This window comes from Nonomuraea sp. NPDC003709, assembly GCF_040610775.1.
Classification (GTDB): Bacteria; Actinomycetota; Actinomycetes; order Streptosporangiales; family Streptosporangiaceae; genus Nonomuraea; species Nonomuraea angiospora_A.
In genome coordinates, this window is the sequence record NZ_JBEXMW010000028.1 from 68,078 (window position 1) to 90,957 (window position 22,880).

23 protein-coding genes and 1 tRNA gene are annotated in these 22,880 nt (G+C 70.9%); 12 read left to right on the forward strand and 12 right to left on the reverse strand.

Annotated features, from left to right (window positions below):
• Positions 1-185: 185 nt before the first annotated feature.
• Complete coding sequence (locus ABZX61_RS53990) at positions 186-590, reverse strand: hypothetical protein (RefSeq protein ID WP_355207958.1); 405 nt, start codon at positions 588-590, stop codon at positions 186-188.
• 497 nt (positions 591-1,087) lie between these two features.
• On the opposite strand from ABZX61_RS53990, the gene ABZX61_RS53995 reads away from it, so the two are divergent.
• Both ABZX61_RS53995 and ABZX61_RS54000 read left to right on the forward strand, forming a co-directional pair.
• On the forward strand, positions 1,088-1,411 hold the full coding sequence (locus ABZX61_RS53995) for a YciI family protein (RefSeq protein ID WP_355207961.1): 324 nt from the start codon (positions 1,088-1,090) through the stop codon (positions 1,409-1,411).
• Entirely contained in the window at positions 1,408-2,649 is a 1,242-nt protein-coding gene (locus ABZX61_RS54000; RefSeq protein ID WP_355207964.1) for a DUF6596 domain-containing protein, read from the forward strand. The genes ABZX61_RS53995 and ABZX61_RS54000 overlap by 4 nt, the downstream gene beginning before the upstream one ends.
• Before the next feature lie 224 nt (positions 2,650-2,873).
• Here ABZX61_RS54000 and ABZX61_RS54005 read toward each other — a convergent pair whose 3' ends face one another.
• Together ABZX61_RS54005 and ABZX61_RS54010 are read right to left on the reverse strand one after the other, a co-directional pair.
• On the reverse strand, positions 2,874-3,488 hold the full coding sequence (locus ABZX61_RS54005) for a response regulator transcription factor (RefSeq protein ID WP_350725191.1): 615 nt from the start codon (positions 3,486-3,488) through the stop codon (positions 2,874-2,876).
• Positions 3,476-4,618: a sensor histidine kinase gene (locus ABZX61_RS54010; RefSeq protein WP_355207968.1), complete on the reverse strand. Its 1,143-nt coding sequence runs from the start codon at positions 4,616-4,618 to the stop codon at positions 3,476-3,478. The genes ABZX61_RS54005 and ABZX61_RS54010 overlap by 13 nt, the downstream gene beginning before the upstream one ends.
• Positions 4,619-4,693: 75 nt before the next feature.
• Here ABZX61_RS54010 and ABZX61_RS54015 point away from each other — a divergent pair, with 75 nt between their 5' ends.
• Entirely contained in the window at positions 4,694-4,870 is a 177-nt protein-coding gene (locus tag ABZX61_RS54015; protein WP_355207971.1) for a hypothetical protein, read from the forward strand.
• Positions 4,871-4,954: 84 nt separating this feature from the next.
• Here the strand turns inward: ABZX61_RS54015 and ABZX61_RS54020 are convergent, their stop codons facing one another.
• On the reverse strand, positions 4,955-5,110 hold the full coding sequence (locus tag ABZX61_RS54020) for a hypothetical protein (RefSeq protein WP_355207974.1): 156 nt from the start codon (positions 5,108-5,110) through the stop codon (positions 4,955-4,957).
• A gap of 25 nt (positions 5,111-5,135) precedes the next feature.
• Here ABZX61_RS54020 and ABZX61_RS54025 point away from each other — a divergent pair, with 25 nt between their 5' ends.
• Positions 5,136-6,122 (forward strand): hypothetical protein, encoded by a 987-nt coding sequence (locus ABZX61_RS54025; RefSeq protein WP_355207976.1) that lies wholly within the window; start codon positions 5,136-5,138, stop codon positions 6,120-6,122.
• A 250-nt stretch (positions 6,123-6,372) separates the two neighbouring features.
• Here the strand turns inward: ABZX61_RS54025 and ABZX61_RS54030 are convergent.
• Positions 6,373-6,444: transfer RNA gene (locus ABZX61_RS54030), tRNA-Asn, on the reverse strand.
• 125 nt (positions 6,445-6,569) lie between these two features.
• On the opposite strand from ABZX61_RS54030, the gene ABZX61_RS54035 reads away from it, so the two are divergent.
• On the forward strand, positions 6,570-6,887 hold the full coding sequence (locus ABZX61_RS54035) for a YtxH domain-containing protein (RefSeq protein WP_350725184.1): 318 nt from the start codon (positions 6,570-6,572) through the stop codon (positions 6,885-6,887).
• 181 nt (positions 6,888-7,068) lie between these two features.
• Here the strand turns inward: ABZX61_RS54035 and ABZX61_RS54040 are convergent, their stop codons facing one another.
• The 3 genes from ABZX61_RS54040 to ABZX61_RS54050 are packed head-to-tail and all read right to left on the reverse strand — an operon-like array spanning position 7,069 to position 9,007.
• Complete coding sequence (locus ABZX61_RS54040; RefSeq protein WP_355207979.1) at positions 7,069-7,545, reverse strand: hypothetical protein; 477 nt, start codon at positions 7,543-7,545, stop codon at positions 7,069-7,071.
• Positions 7,542-8,816: a hypothetical protein gene (locus tag ABZX61_RS54045; RefSeq protein WP_355207982.1), complete on the reverse strand. Its 1,275-nt coding sequence runs from the start codon at positions 8,814-8,816 to the stop codon at positions 7,542-7,544. Before ABZX61_RS54045 ends, ABZX61_RS54040 begins: the two co-directional genes overlap by 4 nt.
• Positions 8,817-8,848: 32 nt before the next feature.
• On the reverse strand, positions 8,849-9,007 hold the full coding sequence (locus ABZX61_RS54050) for a hypothetical protein (protein WP_355207984.1): 159 nt from the start codon (positions 9,005-9,007) through the stop codon (positions 8,849-8,851).
• Positions 9,008-9,185: 178 nt separating this feature from the next.
• Here ABZX61_RS54050 and ABZX61_RS54055 point away from each other — a divergent pair, with 178 nt between their 5' ends.
• The 7 genes from ABZX61_RS54055 to ABZX61_RS54085 all read left to right on the forward strand — a co-directional run bounded on the left by ABZX61_RS54055 (position 9,186) and on the right by ABZX61_RS54085 (position 17,479).
• Entirely contained in the window at positions 9,186-10,352 is a 1,167-nt protein-coding gene (locus ABZX61_RS54055) for a hypothetical protein (protein ID WP_355207986.1), read from the forward strand.
• Complete coding sequence (locus tag ABZX61_RS54060; protein WP_355207989.1) at positions 10,349-12,487, forward strand: tetratricopeptide repeat protein; 2,139 nt, start codon at positions 10,349-10,351, stop codon at positions 12,485-12,487. The genes ABZX61_RS54055 and ABZX61_RS54060 overlap by 4 nt, the downstream gene beginning before the upstream one ends.
• A 77-nt stretch (positions 12,488-12,564) precedes the next feature.
• On the forward strand, positions 12,565-13,386 hold the full coding sequence (locus ABZX61_RS54065; protein ID WP_350725173.1) for a protein phosphatase 2C domain-containing protein: 822 nt from the start codon (positions 12,565-12,567) through the stop codon (positions 13,384-13,386).
• Entirely contained in the window at positions 13,379-14,665 is a 1,287-nt protein-coding gene (locus ABZX61_RS54070; protein ID WP_355207993.1) for a VWA domain-containing protein, read from the forward strand. The genes ABZX61_RS54065 and ABZX61_RS54070 overlap by 8 nt, the downstream gene beginning before the upstream one ends.
• Entirely contained in the window at positions 14,665-15,294 is a 630-nt protein-coding gene (locus ABZX61_RS54075) for an FHA domain-containing protein (protein ID WP_355207996.1), read from the forward strand. Before ABZX61_RS54070 ends, ABZX61_RS54075 begins: the two co-directional genes overlap by 1 nt.
• Complete coding sequence (locus ABZX61_RS54080) at positions 15,291-16,676, forward strand: hypothetical protein (protein ID WP_355207999.1); 1,386 nt, start codon at positions 15,291-15,293, stop codon at positions 16,674-16,676. Before ABZX61_RS54075 ends, ABZX61_RS54080 begins: the two co-directional genes overlap by 4 nt.
• Positions 16,673-17,479, forward strand: a complete 807-nt coding sequence (locus ABZX61_RS54085; RefSeq protein WP_355208001.1) for a transporter substrate-binding domain-containing protein — start codon at positions 16,673-16,675, stop codon at positions 17,477-17,479. Before ABZX61_RS54080 ends, ABZX61_RS54085 begins: the two co-directional genes overlap by 4 nt.
• A gap of 66 nt (positions 17,480-17,545) precedes the next feature.
• Here ABZX61_RS54085 and rpoD read toward each other — a convergent pair whose 3' ends face one another.
• The 4 genes from rpoD to dnaG all read right to left on the reverse strand — a co-directional run bounded on the left by rpoD (position 17,546) and on the right by dnaG (position 22,804).
• Positions 17,546-18,682, reverse strand: coding sequence for an RNA polymerase sigma factor RpoD (gene rpoD / locus ABZX61_RS54090; RefSeq protein WP_355208004.1), 1,137 nt, complete (start codon positions 18,680-18,682; stop codon positions 17,546-17,548).
• A 317-nt stretch (positions 18,683-18,999) separates the two neighbouring features.
• Complete coding sequence (locus ABZX61_RS54095) at positions 19,000-19,875, reverse strand: hypothetical protein (protein WP_355208007.1); 876 nt, start codon at positions 19,873-19,875, stop codon at positions 19,000-19,002.
• A gap of 2 nt (positions 19,876-19,877) precedes the next feature.
• Positions 19,878-20,894, reverse strand: coding sequence for a hypothetical protein (locus ABZX61_RS54100; RefSeq protein ID WP_355208010.1), 1,017 nt, complete (start codon positions 20,892-20,894; stop codon positions 19,878-19,880).
• 68 nt (positions 20,895-20,962) lie between these two features.
• Positions 20,963-22,804 (reverse strand): DNA primase, encoded by a 1,842-nt coding sequence (gene dnaG, locus ABZX61_RS54105; RefSeq protein WP_355208013.1) that lies wholly within the window; start codon positions 22,802-22,804, stop codon positions 20,963-20,965.
• Between the last annotated feature and the right edge of the window lie 76 nt (positions 22,805-22,880).

Here is a 22,880-nt window from a genome sequence, read left to right on the forward strand (position 1 = left end):
ATCGCCCCGCCGATTCCGGGTCGGCGACACGTCCTGGTGGCGGCGCCCTCTCCTCGCCCCCGTCGACCTGCCCGCGGCTCCCGGCCCAGAGGACCGGTAACCCATCCTTACCAGCCGCTCTCAGCTTTGTCCCGCCAAACCATGAAATGAGTGCGCCCCGGAAGGCTCCGGGGCGCACTCAGCGACTAACGGCTCGCGTAGTCCCTCCACACGCACGTGAGGTGGACGACGCGGCTGCGGTGCCAGCGCTTGCCGGCCTTGACCTTGTACGGCAGCTCCCCGGCCGGGACGCTGATCGACAGCCGACCCGCGGGCAGGGTCGTCACGCCGTCCACGGTCACGGGCTGGGCCGGCTCGATGTACTCCTCGTCCACAAGCTCGGCCACCCTGGCCTTGGAGAACTTGACGACCTTGCCGTCGGTCAGCCAGCACGTGAGCGGGCCGGCCGGGAGGTCCGGCTCGCCGTGGACCCTGACCAGCCCTTCGCCGCGCACCTCGATCGGACCGTCGTCGGCCAGCGCGGACCCGGCCATGCCGGCGAGCCCGAGGGTGACGGCGGTGAGGACGACGGCGGCGCGTCGCTTGAACATTGGGGTCTCCTTCCCCGATTCGATGAGACAGCCCGAGGGTGGCGCGGCGCACCTGAAGGAGGGCTTAAGGCACCCGAAGTGATCTTCAGGTACGCCTCATCCGGGGTCGAGGAAGTGGAGCGCAGCCGGCGCTGTCGGATCGCTGAAAGTTCTTCAACGAATCCGGGAGGCGGTGTCGGATCGGGGCGGTGGTGTTCGTAGCAGGGGTGAGGCCGCCCGCAAGGGGGCGGCGCCGAGGTGGAAGGAACCGCGATCATGATCAGGTCACCCTCGATGGAGTGGTGCAGGGAAACGGCGGCGCGTCGGATGAGGATCGCAGGAACGGAATCGAGCGCGGCGGATGGGCCCTGGGGGGCGGGTGACGATCCTGGTCGAGTCGCGGGTCGACGCCAAGGGCGTGACGATCCAGGTCTACCGGCCGGCCGGGCGCCCGCAGTATGCAACGCCTTGAAGCCCCTGACCGGCACCGTCTTGACACCACAGGAGATGATCCTCAGATGCAGTACCTGATTTCCGTGATCCACGACCGGGCCGGCCTCGCCACCCCGGACGAGGACGCTGCGATCGACGTGTTCAACGACCGGCTCCAGACCGACGGCCACTGGGTCTTCGCCGGTGGCCTCGCCTCGCCCGACACGGCCACCGTCATCGACAACCGGGGTGGGGAGGCGATGGTCACCGACGGGCCCTTTCTGGAGTCCAAGGAGTACCTCGCCGGCTTCTGGATCATCGAGGCCCCCGACCTCGACGTGGCGCTCAAGCTGGCAGCCGAGGGCTCGAAGGCCTGCAACCGGAAGGTCGAGGTGCGGCCGTTCCAGTGAACAGGATCGACGTCCGCGAGGCGATCACCCAGGCCCACCATGAGGAGTGGGCCCGGGTGGTCGCCTCCCTGACCAGGCGCTTCGGCGACCTCGACATCGCCGAGGAGGCGGCCGCCGAGGCGTTCGCGACCGCCGTCCAGCGGTGGCCGGCCGACGGCGTGCCCCCCAACCCCGGCGCCTGGCTGACCACCACCGCCAACCGCAAGGCCATCGACCGGATCCGGCGCGAGAACAAGCGCGACGACAAGCACAAGGAGGCTCAGATGTCCTACGACGACGACCCGCCCGAGCCTGTCGGCGTCATCGACGACGACCGGCTCCGGCTGATCTTCACCTGCTGTCACCCGGCGCTGGCGATGGAGACCCGTGTGGCGCTGACGCTGCGCATGGTCGCCGGCCTGACCATGCCCGAGATCGCCCGCGCCTTCCTGGTGGCCGAGAGCGCCATGGGGCAGCGGATCACCCGCGCGAAGGCCAAGATCAAGGCGGCGCGCATCCCCTATCGGGTGCCGTCCGCGGAGGATCTCCCGGCGCGCGTCTCCGGCGTCCTCGCCGTCCTCTACCTCGTCTTCAACGAGGGCTACCTGGCCACCAGTCCCGACACCGATCCCGTACGGCACGAGCTGACCGCCGAGGCGATCCGGCTCACCCGCCTGATCCGTGCGCTCCTGCCGGACGACGGTGAAGTGGCCGGACTGCTGGCGCTGATGCTCCTCACCGAGGCCCGCCGCCCCGCCCGGGTCTCGTCCGGCGGCGAACTGGTGGCCCTCGACGAGCAGGACCGAGGGGCCTGGGACACGGCGCTGATCGCCGAGGGTCACCGGCTGGTGCGCGAGCGCCTCGCCGCTGCCGCCGCCGGGGTGGCTCCGGGTCGCTACCAGATCCTCGCGGCGATCAACGCCGTGCACACCTCCGCCCGCGACATACGCGACACCGACTGGTCGCAGGTCCTCGCCCTCTATGACCAGCTCGTCCGCCTCGACCCCTCGCCGATCATCGCCCTCAACCGGGCCATCGCGGTCGCCGAGCTCGACGGCCCGGAAGTGGCACTGGCGGCCGTCGACCGTCTTGAGCCCAGGTTGGCCGGCTATCACGCCTACCACGCCACCCGCGCCGACCTGCTGCGCCGGCTGGGCCGCGGCCGGGAGTCGCGCGCGGCCTACGACAAAGCCATCGAACTGGCCGGCAACACCGCCGAGACCGCCTCCCTGACCCGCCGCCGCGACCAACTGCGGTAGCGCCCACGGACGCATCTCGCACGGGAGGCGATCCTCAACCGGAGCACCCGCCCGGCGCTCCATCCGCCGCCGATACGCCGAGGACGAGATGTCCCTGGCCGACCTGGCCAGCGTCGGACGCCGGGGAGGCGCGCCCCACCCGAGGCCGACGCGCAGGCATGTCCCCGACGGACGCGCAGGCAGTCACCTCGGGGCCGGAAGGAGCCAACAGCCTGGGGACGGGCTCAGGGGTGGCGGTGGACGAGGCCGAGGTCCAGGGCGGCCAGGACGGCCGAGGTGCGGTCGGAGACGCCAAGCTTGCCGAACACCCGCAGCAGGTACGTCTTGACCGTCGCCTCCCCGATGAACAGCCGCCGGCCGATCTCCCCGTTCGTGAGCCCCTGGGCCACCAGCTCCAGGACCTCCCGCTCCCGTTCCGACAGCACGGGCACGGCGGGCCGCCGCCCGGCCAGCCGCGCGGCGACCGAGGGCGAGAGCACCGTCCGGCCGCCCGCCGCCGCCCGCACGGCCGACGCCAGGTCCGCCCGTGACACGTCCTTCAGCAGGTATCCGGCCGCGCCCGCGGAGACGGCCCGCAGGATCTCCCCGTCGTCCTCGTACGTCGTCAGCACGATGACCCGATGGCCGGGCCCCAGCCGTTCGATGGCGCTGACCCCGTCCCCGCCCGGCATGCGCAGATCCATGAGGATCACGTCGGGCCGCAGCCGGGGCACGACGACCACGGCCTCGTCCCCCGACCCGGCCTCGCCGACCACCTCCAGGTCCGGCTCGGCCTGCAGCATCCCGCGCAGCCCTTCGCGGACGATCGGATGGTCGTCGACGATCATCACCCTGAGCATGGCAGCTCCACCACGAGCGTGGCCCCCTGGCCGGGCGAGCCGGTGATCCGGACGGTGCCGCCGAGCCGGGTCACCCGGTTGCGCATCGCGCGCAGGCCGTACCCGTCGCCGCCGGTCGAGGGGTCGAAGCCGCGCCCGTCGTCGGAGATCGACATCCGTACGGCCGGGCCCGGCACGTGTTCGAGGGCCAGCCGTACGGAGCGGGCGCGGGCGTGCTTGCGTACGTTGGCCAGCCCTTCCTGGGCGGCCCGCACCAGCGTCTCCGCCACGAGGGCGGGCGCGTCGGCGGTCCCGGCGACGCTCACCTCCACGGGCAGCTCGAACCCCTTGGCCAGCCGCCCCAGCGCCTCCTCCAGCGAGGCGCCCTCCAGCGCGGGCGGCGCCAGGGCGGCGATGAGCGCGCGGGTCTCGGACAGGTTCTCCTTGGCCGTCTCCATGGCGCGCCGCACGTACGGGTCGTGCCCGTCCCCCGCGGCCTGCAGCAGCATCATGATGCTCGCGAACCCCTGGGCCAGCGTGTCGTGGATGTCACCGGCCAGCCGCTCGCGTTCGGCCAGCATCCCGGCCTCCTTGCTCACCTCGGCCAGCTCCTCCCGGGTGCGGTCGAGCTCCGCGATCAGCCGGGCCCGCTCGGTGTTCTGCCGCCCGAGCCGGTCGATGAACACCCCCAGCAGCGTACTGGCCGACAGTCCGAGGACGATCGCCACCGCGATCAGCAGCGGGTGCGAGCCGTTCTCCGCCATGAGCTGGATCGCGGGCCCGGTGAACATGGCCACCGTCACGGCCACGGCCCGCGCCCGCCGCAGCGCCATGAACGTCATGGGAATCAACGCCGACAGCGCGACGGCGGACTGCGACGCGAGCAGGTTGGCCGCGGTGAACAGGACGAGCATCGCGGCGGCGTGCCACCACCCCTCCTTGGTGGGCGCGACCGGCGCCCGCACGGCCTTGCGGCCCCACAGCGCGTACGAGACGGCGATCAGGAGCAGCAGGATGATGGCGGCCGGCGCCCCGTCGTCCACCACGATGGTGATGATGGTCGCGATCAGCACGATCGCGAAGTACGCGTCCCAGAAGGGATAGGAACGCAACCAGGCGTTCTCCGCCCGCGCGTCCACGGGACTGCCCATGATCGACATTTTACCGGGAGCATGTCCACCGATCGGGGGACAGACCCCTGTCCTGCGCCACGCGATCGTGTGCATATGACCCAGAAGACATATCCCCGCCTGATGCTCGCCCTGACCGTGATCTACGGGCTGGTGATCGCCCTGCTCGCGCTGCTCCAGACCGGCGGGGTCGGCGTCGTCGCCATCGTCGGCGGCGTCATCGTCGGCCTCGGCTGGGCGCTGACCGGCATCCTCGCCAAACGCCCCTCCTGACCACCTCCGCCTCGGAAACGGCCTTTGAGCTGGTCGGGTGACAGGATCCCGCTGGACGTGACCCGGCCAGGAAATCGCTCGTCCCTACGCCTCGGCGTGGATCCCGGCCTTCAGCCGGTCATACTCCGCCACGGCGGCCGGGACGTGATCGAACATGTCGGCCGCCCAGAGCGCCGGCGACTCATACTCATCGCCCGGGAGACGGAGCAGCATCCCGTCCTGCCTTTTGTATGCGATCATCGATGGATGACAACGAGAAAGGCTTATGGTCGCTGACCGCCGGCTTGGGCTGCATGCGACTCTTCCCGATCGCTACGCCCATTATGAGGTCCTGACCTCGACCATTGACCATCGTGGCCGACTGGCCGCCCTGGTCGCCGACCCCGCCCAAGGCTTCACCCCCATCCCGCACTTCTCCGGGCTACGGCCGCCTCCGCGCTATGACGCGACGGCCGTCATCTGCGACGAAGCCGAGATCAGTGAGATTCCGCTGACGGATCTCGACCTGTGGTTCACCCACATCGACACCCTCGCCGATGGCATCGTGCTGGCCGCCGCCCGCTGTGAGCCTGTGGGCATCGACCGTGAGCACTACTGGGAGCCGGTTCCCGAGGGCCGGCTTCACCTCACCGACAACGTCCGGGTGATCGACGGAAACGGGCAGACCTGCTCGGCCTTCTACGCCGGTGACGGCATCGAGCAGCTCATGACGGATGCCCAAGGCAACATCTGGATCAGCTACTTCGACGAGTCGAACTACTGGTTCCCCAACCCGGACGGCACCCGCTCCTACGGTTTCATGATCGGTTTGGCACGCTGGGACAGCGACGGCGGACCGCCCTGGATGGCGCCCTCCCACACTCCAGACGTTGTCTGGTGCGACTGCTATGCGCTGAACGTCGGCCGTGACCTGGTCCATGCGTGCCCCTACACCGACTTCCCGCTGATCGAGATCGACGCTGACGGCGTCCGGAACATCACACCGAACTCCATCACACGGGGCCACGGCTTGGCCGTCTCAGGTACCGAGCTCGGCTTCCTCGATCAGCGCCGAGCGGGTGGCGGCTTCCGCTGGGAGATCCGCAGGGCCCGCCAACAGGCCGGGGCCATCACCAAGACGGGCCGTGAGCGCCTGCTGCTGCCGGACGACCGGCACCCGACCGGCTGGGCACGGGGGAAGATCGGCAGAGATGGGACGCTGTGGCTGTACGAGAACGGGGATCCGCGGCGTTGGTACCGATATGAGCTATGAAGTGGCCACCTGAACAGTCGATGAGCTCGGACCGCAGAACACTCCTTCATCCCATGCGCGTGTTGCCCGGGCTGCGAGTGATCACAAGGTTCGACGCTCCTTCGTCTCGATCTTGAGCGACGGCGAGGGCTCGGTGGAGCCCTCGCCGACCTCGTAGACCGTCTATCGACGCCAGACCAGAAGTGGCTCCCGGAACGACTCAGGCCCTCGTCCTTGATCAAGGAAGAGGGCCTGCGTTGTGCAATCGAAGCTCCCGCGATAGGACTCGAACCTATAACCTGCCGGTTAACAGCCGGCTGCTCTGCCGTTGAGCTACGCGGGATCGTGCGTCTGCGCATTTCCTCGGGGCTGTCGGCCCCTTCGTCGTGCGCAGGAATAGATTAGCGCACTCCTGGAGTGCGTGTCGCATCGTAAGCGGGGTAGGCCCGGAGACAGCGGAGGTGCAAAATGCGTTATCGAGTGACATTCGCTGTGGGTCTGGCGATCGGCTACGTGCTGGGCAGCCGGGCCGGGCGAGAGCGGTACGAACAGATCAAGCGGACGGCCCAGCGCGTCGCCGACAGCCCCAGGGTGCAGGAGGTCGCCGGGGTGGTGGGCGCGCAGGCGTCGAGGCTGGCCGGGGTGGCCAAGTCGAAGGTGGGGGCGACGTTGCAGCACCGCATCCCGTTCCTCAGTGCCGACAACCACCACCCCGACACGGGCACGGGCTGGCCTGAAGAGGACATCGTGGACAAGAAGGCCCGCGAGAGCGGCATCCCTTACTGATCAGACAGGGCAGGGCATGGGCGTGGGCGCCCCACACGGCTCCGTACGGGCGTCCACAGCTGGGCGGGCGCGCACGTCCATGCTCCGCCGCAGCCCGTCCACGGGCGCGCACGTCCATGCTCCGCCGCGGCCCGTCCACGGGCGCGCACGTCCATGCTCCGCCGCAGCCCGTCCACGGGCGTCACACGCCCATGCTCCGCCGCAGCCCTTCCAGGGCTTGTTCGGCCTGCGCGCGCAGGCCCGGGTCCTCGGGGTCGAGGCCGTCGTCGAAGACGAAGGTCCAGCCGCGCACCTCGCCGCCGGGCCGGCGCCTGGCCACCAGCCGCACGCCGCCCCTCCCCGGTAGTTTCACGTGCTTGTTGACCACGATCGTGGAGTTGACGCGCTCCCGCACGGTCTCGGGCAGCATCCGCGGGTCGGTGATCCGCTCGGCGTGTCGCGTGCCGTCCGTGGTGAGGATCCGCAACCCGTCGTCGTCCCACGACGCCTTGTCGACCATCTCGTACGGCACCCGCGTCCCGTCCGTCAGGTAGAGGGCGAGGTTCGTGGCCACCACATAGCCGGAGACCGCCCCGGCGGCGAACGTCAGCACCCGCTCCCCGGGCTCGGTGGCCAGGGACTTGCGCACGTCGGCGGGCAGGCGGCGGAAAATGCTCATTCCTCCACGTTATCGGCGAGCAGATCGAGGGTGAGCGCCGCGCTCCACGAGAAGTCCCTGCACCCGCGCCCGCTGCCGTCGAAGGGGTCGAAGCACTCCCGGAACCCGGCCTGCCGGACCAGTCGCAGGGTGCCGTTGGCGAGCTGCTGGCCGAGCTGGTCGAGCGAGTGCACGGCCGCGGCCCTGCGCAGCAGCCAGTTGGTGTTCACCCAGGAGGGGCCGCGCCAGTAACGCGTACGGTCGAACTGAGGGGCCCGGATCTCGCAGCTCGGCACCGGATAGCCGGTGGCCCCCATGAACCTGGCCGACTCCAGCACCTCCACCGCCGCGTGCAGGTGGTCGCTGGGCAGCCCGGGATCCAGCAGCGGCCCGAACCCGCCCACCGTGCAGACCCGGATCAGCCGGTCGGTCCGCAGGTCGCGGGCGTAGAAGCAGCCGTCCCAGAGGCGGTCGAGCAAGGCCTGCCTGATGCGGTCGGCCTGCTCGGCGTGCGGTACGGGGTCGGCGCCCGCCAGCGGCGCCAGCTCGGCCAGGGCCTGGCAGGAGGCCAGCCAGATCCCGTTGAACATCGGGTCCTCGATCGCGAACGGATGCTCGTCCCGCAGGTATTCGGCCCGGTATCCGGCGTCCCGGTAGCGCATGGCCAGCCAGACGTAGCGGTCGTGGTCGCTGTCGGGGTGGCGCTGCTCGAGCTCCACGTGGCGGTAGCCGTACCTGATCGCGGGCAGCGCGTTCAGGGCCTCGTCCCAGGAGGGGCTGTCGTCCATGCCCGACTCCCAGGGGTGCACGATCGCCGCCAGGCCCGCGCCGCCGAGATCGCGGGCCGAGGAGAGGTAGGCGTGCTGGGCCACCAGCGCCGGGTACGCCTTCCTGACGAACGCGACGTCGCCGGTGTGCCGGTAGAACCACCACAGCGCCAGCGCGTGCAGCGGCGGCGAGGTGAGCCCTGAGGTGAGCACGCGTGGCGCGGCCTCGTGCTCCTGCGAGCGCCACACGGACGGGCCCGGGAAGTACGCCTCGCGCGTGTGGAAGACGATGTGCGGCACCATCCCGGTCGCCCACTGCCCCCGCAGCAGGCTGAGCAGCTCGTCGCGGGCCCGGTCCGGCCGGTGCCTGGCCAGACCGATGACGACGAACGCGGAGTCCCAGCTCCATTGGTGCGGATAGAGACCTGGCGCGGGCACGGTGCCCGTGCCTGTCCAGTTCGCCTCGAGCACGGCCAGTGCCTCGCGCCCGAGCGCGGCATCGTCGACCGCCGGCCGCGCCTCCATCACACAACTATGCCTGGGGAAACCCCAAGACGCTATGTCCTCTTGACCCACTTCGACAGGAGCATGGCGCCGAACGCCACGGCACCGATGATCAGTCCCCACTTGAGCAGCGTGAGCGCGAAGCCCACAAGGGGCCCGAGAAGTACGAGTGCGGCCACGACGGCCGCGATGATCAGCAGAATTCGTCCCATGCCTGCAACGGTAAAAGATCCTTTAAGCGAATTGCAGGCGATGCAGGGTTGAATCAGGGACAAGTCAGGGTCACCCCTACTCTTGGAACCAACCGGCCGATCCCCCCGTTGTGCCGGTAGGAGCAAGGGTTCGGGGGAGGCCTGCTTCACGGGGAGCGTGATGAGCCTGGGACCACCTATGAGCAGGGAGGGCGTCGAGCACGCACTGCGCGCTCGAGCCGACGAACGCGACCGCGTCTCCGGCGACCTGCTCGATCTCGAATCCCACACCACCTATCAGCTGCTCAAGGGAGCCTCCTTACGCGGGGAGACGCAGCGGAGATGGGCCGCGGCGCAGGAGTCGCTGGCCACGCTGTGGTCTCTGAACGACGCGTACCGGGGGGTGCTGCGTGACGCGGAGCAGATCAGGGCCACGCGCGCCAGGCTGACCCCCGAACAGCTGAGCCGGCTCACGGAGCTGCTGGCGGGCCCGTCCGTGGTGCTGCGGGCCACCGCCAAGCCCGTCGAGCAGCGCTCGCTGCTCCCCCAGAAGGACGAGCGGCTGACCCTCGACCAGACCCTGACCCGGATGGACGCCGCCTTCCGCGCGGTCACCTCCGCGCTCAACGACATCGACGCGGTGTGGAACGCCGTGCTGCCCCGCCTCGACGGCGCCGACAGCGACCTGCGCCACATCCGCGACCTCGAACGCCAGTTGGGCGAGGGCGCCGACCTGACCGCGCAGGAGGCCGAGCTGAAGCGGCTGCGCGGCTCGGTGCTCGAAGACCCGCTGGGCCCGTCCGCGGAGCCGGACCTCGACCGGCTGACCCGGCTGCTGGCCGGCTCCCGCGCGGAGCTGGAGCTGGCGCTCACCGTCAAGGACGAGTTCGCCAGGCGGCGGGAGGACCTCGTGGCCGCGCTGGACCGGGTACGGGCGGCCGAGAGCGAGGCCAGGCTGGCCCACGGCGCGGTCGTCGTGAAGATCGCCCTGCCGCCGCAGGCCCAGCCGCGCGGCCGGGCCGATTCCCTGGCCGCCGAACTGGACGCGCTCGACGCCTCGGCCGACACCTGGGTGCTGCGGGCCAAGCGGCTGGCGGCGCTGGAGGAAGAGGCCCGCAAGGCCGCTGAGCAGTCGCAGACCACGGCCAAGGCGCTCTACGGCCTGGTCAGCAGGCGTGACGAGCTGCGCGGGCGGCTCGGCGCCTGCCAGGTGATGGCGGTGCGCAAGGGCCTGGCGGAGGACCCGGCGGCCTCCGAGCTGTTCGAACGGGCGCGCGTGCTGCTGTGGACCGCGCCCTGCGACCTGACGAGGGCGGCGGCGGCCGTCGAGACGTACCAGCGCGCGATCCACGGAGGTAAGCCATGACCCGCTGCGCGCAGCCGGGCTGCACGGGCACGATCGAGGACGGCTACTGCGACCTGTGCGGCCACTCGGCGAGCACGCCGGCGCCGCCGCCCGCTTCTGTGCCCGTTTCTGGGCCTGTTTCGGTCCCCCTGCAGACACAGCCGGTGAGCCGGTCGGTCACCTCTCCGGTGAGCAGCGGCAGGTCGCGGCCCGGCGTGCTGGCCACCATCGCCGACCTGCCATCGGTGCCCTACCGCGACCCGGCCACCGCCGTGATGGCCGACCCCATGGTGCCCGAGAACAAGCGGTTCTGCGCCAACCCGGCGTGCGGGCAGGAGGTCGGGCGCTCCAGGGAGGGCCGGCCGGGGCTGACGGACGGGTTCTGCCCGCACTGCCGCACGCAGTTCTCGTTCACCCCCAAGCTGGACAAGGCCGACCTGGTGGCGGACCAGTACCGCGTGCTGGGCTGCCTGGCGCACGGCGGGCTCGGCTGGATCTACCTGGCCTCCGACGAGAACCTCGACGGCATGTGGGTCGTGCTCAAGGGCCTGCTCAACACCAACGACGCCGAGGCGCTGGCGGCGGCGGAGGCCGAGCGGAAGTTCCTCACCACGGTCGACCACCCCAACATCGTCAAGATCCTCAACTTCCAGCGCTCCGGCGGCTTCGGCTACATCGTCATGGAGTACGTCGGCGGCCAGTCGCTGCACGAGCTGCGCCGCCAGGGCCCGGTGCCGCTGCGCGAGGCCCTCATGTACGGCCGGGAGATCCTGCAGGCGTTCGCCTACCTGCACGAGCACGGCATGGTCTACTGCGACCTCAAGCCGGCCAACGTGATCAGGGTCGGCAAGCGGCTCAAGCTCATCGACCTGGGCGCGGTGCTGCCCATCGGCGCGCCACCGGGCTCGGGCTGGGCCACGCCCGGCTACCACGGCCCCGAGGTGGAGACCCACGCCGCCGCCGCCACCGCCGACCTCTACACCGTGGCCAGGACGCTGGCGGTGCTGGCGATCCCGGGCTTCTCCCCGTACGCGAACGGCGTGGCCACCCCGCTGCCCGAGGACTGCGGGCACCCGTCGTTCACCCGGCTGCTGCGCAAGGCCACCGCCGTCAATCCCGCCGACAGGTTCCAGAGCGCGGAGGAGATGGAGGAGCAGCTCGTCGGGGTGCTGCGGGAGGTCAGCGCCATCGAGGACAAGGTCCCGTACCCGGCGCCCTCGCCGATGTTCGGGCCCGAGCGCGGCGCCGTGGGCACGGCGCTGGCAGAGGAGAGCGACGTGGTGTTCGGGCCGCTCGACCCGGTGACCGTCGCGCAGGCGCTGCCGGTGCCCCTGGTCGACCCCGCCGACGCGGCGGCGGGCGCGCTGGCCGGGCTGCTGGGCAGCGACGGCAAGGAGCTGATGGACCAGCTCGCCGCGCTGCCGAAGACGCCCGAGACGAAGCTGATGCGGGCCAGGCTGCTGGCCGAGGGGGCCGCGGCCGAGGCCCCCGTCGCGCTGAACGAGCTGGACATCGAGCTGCCCCGCGACTGGCGGGTGACCTGGTACCGCGGGGTGCTGTGCCTGACCACGGGGCGGCCGGAGGAGGCCGTCGCGATGTTCGACGCGTGCCTGTCGGCGCTGCCCGGCGAGCTGGCGCCGAAGCTGGCGCTGGCGTTCGCGCTGGAGTGCGCGGGCAAGCCCGCCGCCGGCTGGTACGAGGCCGTGTGGCGGACCGACCACTCGTACGTGAGCGCGGTGTTCGGGCTGGCCAGGTCGGGCCGGATGAGCGTGCTCGACGAGGTGCCCACCCATTCGGTGCACCGGGCGCGGGCGCAGGTGGCGCTGGCCGTCTCCGTCGTACGGGGGGCCGACCTGAGCAGGCTCACCACGGACGACCTGGTGGGCTCGGCCGACCGGCTGGCCAAACAGGCCGACCTCGACCCGCGCCGCCGCGACGTGCTCACCGCCGAGCTGCTCACCTCGGCGCTGACCTGGCTCGAGAGCGGCTCGCCACCGAAGGGCGCGCGACTGGCCGAGGCGCCGTTCACCGAGCAGGGGCTGCGCCGGCGGCTGGAGTCGATCTTCCGCAAGCTGGCCGTCGCGGCCGAGTCCCGCCAGGAGCGCCACGCCCTCATCGACCAGGCGAACGCGGTGCGCCCGAGGAGCTGGTTCTGATGGATCCGCAGCGAAGCGAGGACATCCATCAGAACGCCCCGAGCGCAGCTCGGCAAAGGGACGCCATGAGTTGTCCCGTGTGTGAGGCGCCCGTGCTCGCGGGTGACATCTACTGCGAGGCGTGCGGGCACACCCTGGGTGCGCCGACCTGCGCGTCGTGCGGTGCGGCGGCCGTGGATGCCGAGGGCTACTGCGAGCGGTGCGGCCTGCGCCAGCCCACCGACAGGGACCACGCGGAGACCGTGATCGACGGCGGCGCGGCGGCCGTGACCGACAAGGGCCTGCGCCGCAGCCGCAACGAGGACGCGGTGGCGCTGCTGACGTCCGGCGACGCGATCGTGACCGTGGTCTGCGACGGCGTGGGCAGCTCGCCCAGGGCCGACGAGGCGTCCGCGGTGGCCGTCGAGACCGCCTCGGCCGCGCTGGCCAGGGGGCTGGGGCAGGAGGAGGCGTTCGAGCTGGCCGGGCGCGCGGTGACCAAGCTCGCCACGTCCGTGGACGACGCCCCCGCCTGCACGTACATCGCCGCCGTGGTCGAGCGGGGCCGGATCACGCTCGGCTGGGCCGGCGACACCCGGGCCTACTGGCTGCCGGGCCCGGCAGGCCGGCCCGGCGTCATGCTGACCGTGGACGACGCGATCGAGACCGGCGAGATCACCGGCTGGCTGGGCGCCGACGCCGTCGACGTCCCGCTCCACGTACGCACCCTCACCCCGGAGGAGCCCGGCCTGCTGCTCGTCTGCAGCGACGGCCTGTGGCGCTATCTGGACGGCTACGCCTTCCCCAGCTCCGGAACCCCCATCGACATGGCCCGCGAGATGCTGCGCCACGCGCTCGACTCCGGCGGCCAGGACAACGTGACCATCGCCTTGATCCCCCTAGGAGTGACGCATGGGTGAGCAGCCGACCTTCACCTTGACGATCGACCAGAACAAGTACCTCTCCACCGACGGCCGCGACGTGCACGCCATCCTCACGGTCAGCTCCACCGGCGGCGTCACCACGCAGTCCGTCGCCGCCGAGGCCGCCGAAGTGATCATCATTGACACGTCCGGCTCGATGAGCGGCAGCAAGATCCGCGAGGCCAGGCAGGCGGCCACGACCGCCGTCCACACCCTGCGCGACGGGGTGTATTTCGCGGTGATCGCCGGCACCGAGCGGGCCAAGGTCGTCTACCCCGGCGGCAACGCCAACCTGGTCAGGTCGAGCCCGGCCACCAGGGCCGAGGCCGAGCGGGCGATCAGCCGGTTGAGCGCGCACGGCGGCACCGCCATGGGCGAGTGGCTGAAGCTGGCCGGGCATCTCCTCGCGGCGCACCCGTCGGCGATCCGGCACGCGCTGCTGATGACCGACGGCCAGAACAACGAGCGGCCCGAGGTGTTCGCCGCCGTGCTGGCGGGCTGGAGCGGCAAGTTCGTGTGCGACTCCCTGGGGATCGGCGAGGACTGGATGCCCGCCGAGCTGCGGAAGGTCGCGGAGGCCATGCTCGGCTCGTTCGACTACGTACGCAACCAAGGGGATCTGTCGGAGTTCTTCCGCAGGCTGACGCAGACGTCGATGAGCAAGACCGTGGCCGAGCTGTCGCTGCGGGTGTGGGTGCCGCAGACCGCGACGCTGAAGTTCGTCAAGCAGGTCTCCCCCACGCTGCTCGACCTGACCGGCAAGCGCACCGACGTGAACCCGCTGACCGGCGACTACCCGACCGGCTCCTGGGGCACGGAGGAGCGCGAGTACCACATCTGCGTGGAGGTGCCGCCGGGGCAGATCGGGCACGAGATCAGGGCCGGCTGGGTCAAGCTCGTACGCCCCGACACCCAGGAGGTCCTGGCCAGCGGGAACGTGCTCGCCCAGTGGACCGACGACCTGGCGCAGTCCACCCGGATCAACGGCAAGGTCGCCCACTACACCGGCCAGGCCGAGCTGCACGAGCTCATCCAGGACGGCCTCAGCGCCCGCGCCATGGGGGACGTCGACACCGCGACCGCCCGCCTGGCCAAGGCCCAGCAGCTGGCCGCCCAGTCGGGCCGCGAGGACACGGCCAGGCTGCTGGAGAAGGTGGTCGAGGTCGATCCGGCCACCGGCACGGCCAGGCTGCGCAGGAACGTGGACAAGGCCGACGAGCTCGAGCTCGACACCGGCTCCGTCCGTACCAGCCGGCTGCGCAAGGAAGGAAACTGATGGCCACCTGTCCGCAGGGGCACCCGTCAGGCGCCGACGACTACTGCGACGTCTGCGGCGCCCAGATGGGGGGCGCGCCCGCGGCCGCGCCCCAGCCCCAGGCTCCGGGCCCGTCGGTGGAGGCGTGCCCGGTCTGCCAGACGCCGCGCGCCGGGCAGTTTTGCGAGGTGTGCGGGCACGACTTCACCGGCGGCAGCGCGCCCGTCGCGGTCCCTGTGAGCGGGGTGCGGTTCGAGGCCGTCACGGCGGCCGACCGGACCTACTACGAGAAGGTCGTCGCCGAGGGCGGGCCCGACGCGGCGGCGATGGCGTTCCCGCCGTACTGCCCCGAGCGCTCGTTCGCGCTGATGGGCGAGCAGGTACGCATCGGGCGGCGCAGCAGGGCCAGGAACGTGGCCCCCGAGATCGACCTGACCGGGCCGCCCGAGGACCCGGGCGTCTCCCACCTGCACGCCGTGCTGCTGGCGCAGCCGGACGGCTCGTGGCTGCTGGTCGACCCGGGCTCCTCCAACGGCACCCAGGTGAACGGCAAGCCCGTCAAGGTCAACGTGCCGGTCAGGGTCGGCGCGGGCGACCGGATCCACCTGGGCGCGTGGACCGTCATCACCATCAGGGAGGGCACGCCGTGACCCTCGCACAGCCCCAGGCGCCCCAGGCCCCCGCGGTGCCGGCGGCGGGCGGCCCGCCGCCGGCGCGCCGGAGCGTGCCCGGCAGGATCCGGGTCATCACCGGCATCACCGTCGCCTCGCTGGCGCTGCTCTTCGGGGCGCTCGCGGTCGGCAGCATGACCGCCCGCGATGGCCTGCAGGTCATCGGGCGCGACGCGGGGCCGCAGGTGGTCGCCACCGCCGATCTCTACCTGGCGCTGAGCGACATGGACGCGCAGGTGGCCAACGTGCTGGTCATGGGCGACCAGTACGCGCCGCAGCGCGCGCAGGCGCTCGACCGCTACGAGGCGGCGCGGTCCAGGGCCAACGAGGCGCTGATGCAGGCGCTGTCGCTGGCCGACACCAAGGCGGAGCAGGCGACGGTCCACGCGGTGCTCGACCGGCTGGGCCGCTACGAACGGCTGACCGGCCAGGCGCTGCTGCTGGACGAGCGGTCCAAGCACGCGCCGGGGCCGCCTCCCCAGGACGTGGTGCTCACCTACCGCGAGGCCACCAAGCTGATGCGGGTCGAACTGCTGCCCCAGGCGTACAACCTGACCTTGGAGAGCGGCACGATCGTGCGCGCCACCTATGACGAGAAGGCCGTCATGGTGCCCCTGCTGCGGGCCGCCGTGGTGGTGGCCGGGCTGCTCGCGCTGGGCTGCCTGATCTGGCTGCAGGTCTTCCTCGCGCGGCGCTTCCGCCGGGTGTTCGGCCCGGCGCTGCTGGTCGCCACCGTGACGACCGCGGTCGCGCTGATCTCCGGGCTGACCGTGCTCGCGCAGGACGAGAACGCGTTGCGCACGGCGAAGTCGGCCGGGTTCGACTCGGTGCTGACGCTGGCCAAGGCGCGCTCGATCAGCAACAGCATGCAGGGCGACCAGAGCCGCTACCTGCTCGACAAGGAGTGGGCCGACACCTACGAGCACACGTTCCTGGACAAGGCGATGTCGGTCGTCTACCTCAAGGCGGGCAACCTGCGGACCTACCACGACCAGGTCGCCAAGGGTGACGACGACGTCCTCGGCCTGCTGGGGCCCGAGCTCGTCGGCAAGCAGGGCGACCAGGCGATGGAGGCGTACCGGAGTTTCCAGGCCGCCGACGGGAAGTTCCGCGAGCTGGTGGCGGGCGGTAGGACCAACGAGGCGGTCGCCGAGCGGCTCGGGCCGGTGAGCCAGGCGTTCGACGCCTATGACCGCGCGCTGGTGTCGCTGTCCGCCGGGCACCAGGCCGTGTTCACGCGGGCGATCGCGACCGGCGAAGGCTCGCTGGACAACCTGTGGCGGCTGCTGCCGTTCGCCATCGGCGCGATCGGCCTGCTGGTGATCGCAGGGGTGTGGCCACGACTCAAGGAGTACCGGTGAAACGGGCGTTGGCAGCGGTGCTGGCCCTGTTCGCGACGGTCGTCGCGGGCTGCGGGACGGACGGGCAGGAATCGGTCCTGGACAAGGACCAGATCGTCATCGCGGTACGGCCCGACCTGCCGTCGGTCGGGTTCCGCCGCCCGGACGGCGGGTTCGAGGGCTTCGACGTGGACGTGGCCGCCTACATCGCGCGCAAGCTGCACAAGCAGGCCTCCTACATCCCCGTGCTGGCCGCCGACCGGGCGAAGGTGCTGACGGACGGCAAGGCCGACCTGGTGCTGGCCACGTTCACGATCGACCAGGAGCGCAAGAAGGACGTGCTGTTCGCGGGGCCGTACCACGTCTCCTACCAGGACATCCTGCAGCGGCCCGACGAGACGATCAAGAACGTGCGCGAGCTCAAGGGCCGCAAGATCTGCGCGGTGAAGGGCTCGAACGCGGCCCAGCGGGTCGTGGAAGAGCGCGAGGTGCCGGCGCAGCTGGTGCCGTTCGACGACTACAAGGCGTGCCTGACGGCGCTGAAGAGCAAGCAGGTCGACGCGGTCACCACCAACGACGTCATCCTGGCGGGGCTGGCCAACCAGGACGGGACGGGGCTGAAGCTGGCCAACGCGCAGTTCAACGAGCAGCGCACCGGGGTGGGCATGCGTAGGAGCGACGTGGCCGGGTGCGAGGCGGTCAACCGGGCGATCACCGACATGTACCAGGACGGGACGACCGCGCGGCTGCTGCACCGGTGGTTCGGCAAGTCGGGGCTGGACCTGTCGACGGTCGCGGTGCCGCAGTTCGAGGGCTGCTCCTGACGGCCGCGGACATGGGAAGGGCCCGGGCGGCGAGGCCCGGGCCCGTTCCCTTGGGATCCCTCCGGATCAGTCCAGATAGTCCCTCAGCATCTGCGCCCGCGTCGGGTGCCGGAGCTTGGCCAGGGTCTTCGACTCGATCTGCCGGATGCGCTCCCGCGTGACCCCGAACTCCCTGCCCACCTCCTCCAGCGTGCGCGGATGACCGTCGGCGAGGCCGAAGCGGAGCTGGATGATGCGCTGCTCGCGGTCGGACAGCGTGGCCAGGATGTCGTCGAGCTGGTCCTGCAGCATGATGAAGGCCGCGGCCTCCATGGGCACGACGGCGTCGGCGTCCTCGATGAAGTCTCCGAGGTCGGAGTCCTCCTCACCGATCGGCGACTGCAGTGACACCGGCTCCTGGGCGATGCGCTGGATCTCCACCACGCGATCGACAGGGAGATCCATCTCCTTGGCGATCTCCTCGGGAATCGGCTCGCGGCCGAGGTCCTGGTGGAGCTGGCGCTGCACGCGCACGAGCTTGTTGATGGTCTCCACCATGTGCACGGGAATGCGGATCGTCCGCGCCTGGTCGGCGATGGCCCTCGTGATCGCCTGCCTGATCCACCAGGTGGCGTAGGTGGAGAACTTGTAGCCCTTCGTGTAGTCGAACTTCTCGACCGCCCGGATGAGCCCGAGGTTGCCCTCCTGGATCAGATCCAGGAACAGCATGCCGCGGCCCACGTACCGCTTGGCGATCGACACCACGAGCCTGAGGTTGGCCTCGATGAGCCGCTGCTTGGCCCGGGTGCCCTGCCAGACGAGCTCCCTGAACTCCGGGAAGGCCAGGCGCGAGACCCCGCTGCCCAGTTTGTCCTCGGCGAACAGACCGGCTTCGATCGACTTGGCGAGCTCCACCTCCTCCTCTGCGGTCAGCAAAGGCACACGGCCGATCTCCCGTAGATAAATACGGACCAGATCGCTGGTCGGCGCCCGCTTGCCAACGTCTTCCTCATCGGCGCGGGTGGTCTCCTCGTCGCCCTGGGGCTCGAGGACCTCCACGCCGTTCTCGGCGAGCATGCGCACAACGCGTTCCAGCGCGTCGGACGGCAACTCGGATCGGTCAAGCGCGGCTGCGACGTCATCGACGGTTACGCTCCCGCGCTCTCTTCCCTTCGCGACGAGGTCCGCCACCTGATCTACCGATGGCGGACTGCTTGGCAGCACCGATGCACCCACGGGAGACAGTCTGCAGTATTGGTTCCATCAAATGGCAGACCCATTTTTGTCACCGAAGGTAAGACTAACGTCCTTACCGAATTGAGATCATTTAAAGGTTTAGCCGGAGTTTGATCAGGAAAGTAAAGTCAATTACGCGGTCTGGATTCCCGGCGCCCGGCGACACCCCCGGTCGGACGCAACGCTTTCGCTGCCTGGAAGTCGTCGGCCATCCTCTTTGTCGCTGCATTGGACCGCGCCAGGCTCCCCGGCTTTTCCTGGTCAACCGCCCTGATTTGCCGCTTGTCATCGCGGCCGAACTGTTATCAACCTCCCGCGTGGTATGCCCACTTCACAGGGGTTCGGTAGTCGTCCGCGACCTGGCTCGCGCCGCTGTCCACGTCGATCCGGACCAGCCGTGTCCGGCCGCCGCCGTCCACGCGGAGCGTCACCTCCCGCTCCCCCGTCCAGGTGGCGGCCGCCGGCTTCTGGACGGTGATCTTCTCGCTCACCTGCCTGCTCGCCAGGTCGTACACCACCAGGCCCGGGGCCTGGCCCGGCACGTACACGGCGATCCTGCGCCCGTCGGCGGCCAGCGCCGCGACCTTGCCGTCGCCGTCCCACGCGGGCAGGTTGAAGCCCACGATCTGGGGCGGAGTGTCGCGGCGGAGCACGCGCCCACGCAGGTCCGTGACGGCCAGGTCGGTCGTCGAGCCGCTCCGGACCAGCAGCATCTCACCGCCGTCGCCGCTGAACCCGGCCGGGTTCCAGTTGAGGGGGGCCGGCAGCGAGCCGATCTTCTTGCCGGTGACGGCGTCGAACACGCGGCCCCGGTGGGAGCCGTCGTTGTCGAAATAGGCCAGCCGTCGGCCGTCCGGCGACAGCATCAGCGTCGTCTCGTCCACGCCCGCCTCGTTCCTGGGCTGCTTGATCGATTCCACGCGCCTGCCGGAGGGGTAGGTGACGAGGGCTCTGTCCGCCGCCCTGAAGTAGGCCATCCGGGCCCCGTCGGCGCTCACCGCGACCGGCCTGTTGCCCTCCCCCAGCGCCTTCAGCGTGCGCGTGGCGCCGCTGCGGAGCACGACCTGGAGCGTCCTGCCCTTGAGCGGCGCCGCGTAGCGGATCGGGTCGCTCGCGGCCCCCGCGGCCGGCGTGATCGCGAACGGCGCCAGCAGGGCGGCCGCGACGGCAAGGTGACTCATTCTCACTTCGGCACCCCCGCGTGGATCGTGTACTTGTCCACCTGCTTGGCGACCCCCGTCGCGGGGTCGAGCGCGTAGACCCGGGTGGTCCGCTGCAACTCCTCGTCGGAACCGACGACGCGGCGGAGCTCCAGCCGCCCGCCCGGCCCCCAGGCCAGGCTCGAGGTGCCCTGCGTCGCCTTGATCGGTCTGCCCTTGCCCGCCCAGGCGCGGGCCAGCAGGTCGTACGCCCGCACCCGCTCGGGCTGCTTGCCCGCCGTGGGCGGCCGCACCAGGAGCGTGTGGCCGTCGGCCGCCAGCACGAACTCGGAGTCCCTGGACACGACCTCCTGGGGCGGCGTGTCGGCGACCGGCTCGCCGTCCAGCGGGTAGGCGAGCACCTCGATCGTGTTGTCGTCCTTCGCCCTGGTCGCGAGCACCTCGTCGCCGTCGGCGCCCAACCCCTTCGGCACGTCGGTCGCCGGAAGCGTCCTGACCGTCTGGCCGGTCGCCACGTCGACCACCATCGGCGCCCGCGGCTTCGCCGCCTCCGCGAAGCCGACCAGCAGGCGGCGGCCGTCGGGCGACAGGAACAGGTCGACGTACTTGGTGCCCACGCCCTTGCCGTAGGCGGGCAGCACGGTCGCCTTGCCGCCGGGCCACCGCTCGACGACCACCCGGCCGTCGCGGGCCCTGACGTAGGCGATGGTGCCGCCGTCACCGCTGACCTCGAACGGCGCCGGATCGTCCTCCACCTCGTCGGCCCGCGTCCCGTCGGCCTCGGTGGCGTACCGGGCGGCGGCGGGGAACTTCACCCAGCGGCCGTCGCGGAGGTAGAGGTACCAGGGGGCCTTCTTGCACGGGATGAAGTAGTCAGCACCGCAGTTGGGCAGATGTGCGGCCCGGACCGGCGAGCTCTTGGCCGCACCCGCACCCGCCTCCGCCGTGCCGGCCGCACCCGCCTCCGCCGTGCCGATCGCGCCCGCCACCATCGCCGCGGCCGCCAGCGCTCCCAGGGCCGACGTGATCTTGACTCTCACGCCGGTTTAGACCGCTTCGCCGCCGCAAAGGTTGATCACAAACCCATCACGCCCGGCGGGGGCGGGGGTCAGCTGCCGGCGGCGCGGTCGCGGAGGACGCGGCGCTGTTGCTCCAGCGCCACCAGCTCCCCGAACAGCTTGTTGTACTCCTGCTGCTCCTCCACCGGATTGAGCCGCTGCATCCGCGACTTCGCCTGCGCGATGGCCCGGTCGACCGCGATGGCCTCGATGGCCGCCAGCATGGCGCCGGCGTAGCGTTCCTCGGCGTGCGCGTCCGCCTGGATGGGCTCCACCGCGAAGCGGGTCACCAGCCCCCGCGCCCCCTCCTCGTGCGCGTGCTCCAGCAGCCGGTCGACCCACTCGCGCCCGCCGTAGGAGCCGGCGGCCACGCCGCCCGCAGCGAGGATGACCTTGTGCAGCGTCACGTGGTCGGGAGCCGTGAACGCCTGCGGGTCGAGCGCGTCGAAGCGGGGCCCGAGCAGCGCCGGGCGCTGCACGGCGAGCTTGAGCAGCTCCCCCTCCACCCGCACGCTCGGGTCGACGGGCGCCGCCTGGGGCGCGCGCCGCGGGCGGCCCTGCTGCGCCCCGCCCACCTCGGCGATGCGCTGCATCACGAACCGCTCGTCCATGAACCCCAGCCACCGGTCGAGGTCGATGGCGTAGCGCTTGCGCAGCCCGACGTCCTTGATCCCGGCCACGATCGGCGCGGCGGCGTCGAGCGCGGCGATCTTGCCTTCGTTGCTGCGCAGGTCGTAGCGGGAGATCGTGCTCCTGATCGCGAACTGGAAGAGCGGCTCCCGGCTGGCGATGAGGTCCCGTACGGCCGCGTCGCCCTGCTTGACCCGCAGGTCGCACGGGTCGAGCCCGTCGGGCTGCACCGCGACGTAGGTCTGGGTGACGAACTTCTGCTCGTCGGCGAACGCCCGCAGCGCCGCCTTCTGCCCGGCCGCGTCGCCGTCGAAGGTGAAGATCACCTCGCCCCGGAATTCGGCCTGGTCGAGCAGGAATCTGCGCAGGATCTTGATGTGCTCCTCGCCGAACGACGTGCCACAGGTGGCCACCGCCGTCGGCACTCCGGCCAGATGGCAGGCCATCACATCGGTATAGCCTTCGACGATCACCGCCTGGGACCGCTTGGAGATCTCCCGTTTGGCGAGATCAATCCCATAAAGCACCTGGCTCTTCTTGTAAAGCGGCGAGTCAGGCGTATTCAGATATTTCGGACCATCATCGGAATCGAGCAACTTCCGCGCGCCGAATCCGATCACATCGCCCGTGGCGTCCCTGATAGGCCAGATCAGCCGCCCTCTGAAGCGGTCGATGGGCCCCCGCCGGCCCTCCTTGGCCAGCCCGCCCTTGACGATCTCCTCGGCGGTGAACCCGCGCCCCAGCAGATGCCGCGTCAGCGCCTCCCATTCGGCCGGCGCGTAGCCCACCCCGAACAGCTCGGCGTCGGCCCGCTCGAAGCCCCGCTCCGACAGGAACCGCCGCCCGGGCGCCGCGTCGGGCACGAGCAGCTTGTCCGCGTAGAACTCCGCCGCCGCCTTGTGCGCCTCGATCAGCCGGGCCCGCTCGCCGTGGTCGCGCCTGGGGACGTAGCCGCCCTGCTCGTACTGCAGCGTGATCCCGGCCCGCTGCGCCAGCCGCTCGACCGCCTCGCCGAACGACAGGTGCTCGATCTTCTCGACGAACGTGATCACGTCGCCGCCCTCGGAGCAGCCGAAGCAGAAGTACATCCCGCGCTCGGGGGTGACGTTGAAGGACGGGCTCTTCTCGTCGTGGAAGGGGCACAGGCCCTTGAGGTTGCCGCCCCCTGCGTTGCGCAACTGGATGTGTTCGCCGATCACGTCGGCGATGGGTGAACGCTCACGTACGAGCGCGATGTCGACATCACGGATCCGGCCAGCCACGCCGGTGAGTCTATTCCGCCCCACCGACGGTTCCGCCCCTCCGGGCCCGGTACGGGTAGGCGCGCATTACCTGTCG